Raw genomic sequence first — 1,578 nt, 5'->3', positions numbered from 1 at the left:
CCGATGAACGCATAACAACCCGGCTTCGCACGCAACATGAACGAGAAATCTTCTGCGGCCATCGTCGGGGGAATTGACGCGTTCACCGCATCGTCGCCAACGAGTTCACGCATCACCTCGACGGCCATCGCTGTCTGCGCCGGATCGTTCACCGTCGGCGGATAGTTTCGATCGAACTCGATCTCGCTATGGCAATCGAAACCAACAGCAGTTGCGGCCACGATTGCGCGCATACGTTTCTCGATGAGATCGAGCGTCTCGTCAGTAAACGTGCGAACCGTTCCTCCCAACCATGCCTCGGTCGGCACAACGTTCTGAGCTTCACCTGCATGGATCTGCGTGACCGACAGTGCTGCCGCTTCGATCGGGTTTTTGTTTCGGGTCAGGATGCTCTGCAACGAGGTCAGGATCTGCGCAGCCGCGAACACCGGATCCGTGCCCAGGTGCGGCATGGCTCCATGACACCCAGCCCCAGTGAGCTTGATCTTGAAAAGACTGGTCGACGCCATGATCGGTCCGGGTCTTACACCGAAATGACCAGTCGGAATCCCGGGCCAGTTGTGTACGCCGAAAACGGCTTCGACCGGAAACCGATCGAACAGGCCGTCTTCGATCATCGCATTGGCGCCGCCGCCCTCCTCCTCCGCCGGCTGGAAGATAAAATGCACCGTTCCATCGAAGTCGCCCGATCGAGACAGGTGACGTGCTGCTCCGAGCAGCATCGCGGTATGTCCGTCGTGGCCGCAGGCGTGCATGGCCCCGGGTACCGTCGAGCGATGCGGGAACTCGTTCGCTTCCTGCATCGGGAGGGCGTCCATGTCGGCTCGCAATCCGATCGAGCGATCGCTGGTGCCGCGCTTCAACGTACCAACGACCCCGGTCCGACCGACACCGCGCACTACACTCAGCCCCCATTGTTCGAGCTTGGATGCAACGAGCTCAGCGGTTCTATGTACGTCATAGCCCACCTCCGGATGCGCATGGATGTCGCGCCGGATCGCTTTCAGTGCGTCCGACTCCGCATTGATTTCTGCAATGACGTTCATGATCGTAGTTCTTTGAATTCAGAAATGGCTTGTAGGGAATACGTCCCGGGCCTCGCGCGACGATTGGGAATCCGGTCTGATTTCGGATAGTCAGCATTCGATGATGTTGACTGCCAGACCGCCCCGAGATGTTTCCTTGTACTTTGTCTTCATGTCGGCGCCGGTCTGTCGCATGGTCTTGATGACCGAGTCCAACGACACGTAGTGTGTCCCGTCGCCATCCATGGCCATCCGGGCAGCATTGACAGCCTTGACGGCGCCCATTGCATTTCGCTCGATGCAGGGTATCTGCACCATGCCACCGAATGGATCGCAAGTCAGGCCGAGGTTGTGTTCCATCCCGATCTCTGCCGCGTGCTCGACCTGCTTTGGCGTTCCCCCGAGCAGCGCGCACAAGCCGCCGGCAGCCATCGAACACGCCACCCCGACCTCGCCCTGGCAACCGACCTCCGCACCGGAGATGGATGCGTTGAGCTTGTACAACATGCCGATAGCGGCGGCGGTCAACAGAAAGTCGAATACGCCCTGCAGG

At 59.6% G+C, this 1,578-nt stretch carries 2 protein-coding genes; both read right to left on the bottom strand.

Annotated features, from left to right (window positions below):
• A partial coding sequence (locus tag ACFUEJ_RS24095) for a M20 aminoacylase family protein (RefSeq protein ID WP_388032353.1) occupies positions 1-1,046 on the bottom strand: 1,046 nt, incomplete at its 3' end.
• Positions 1,047-1,136: 90 nt separating this feature from the next.
• The coding region (locus ACFUEJ_RS24090; protein WP_388032351.1) for an L-serine ammonia-lyase, iron-sulfur-dependent, subunit alpha at positions 1,137-1,578 on the bottom strand (442 nt) is incomplete at its 5' end.

Origin of the sequence: Gordonia sp. NPDC057258, from assembly GCF_042668985.1 — a bacterium.
Taxonomy (GTDB): Bacteria; Actinomycetota; Actinomycetes; order Mycobacteriales; family Mycobacteriaceae; genus Gordonia; species Gordonia hongkongensis.
The sequence above is the reverse complement of the archived record's forward strand: the minus strand, read 5'-3'. Positions and strand labels throughout refer to the sequence as shown.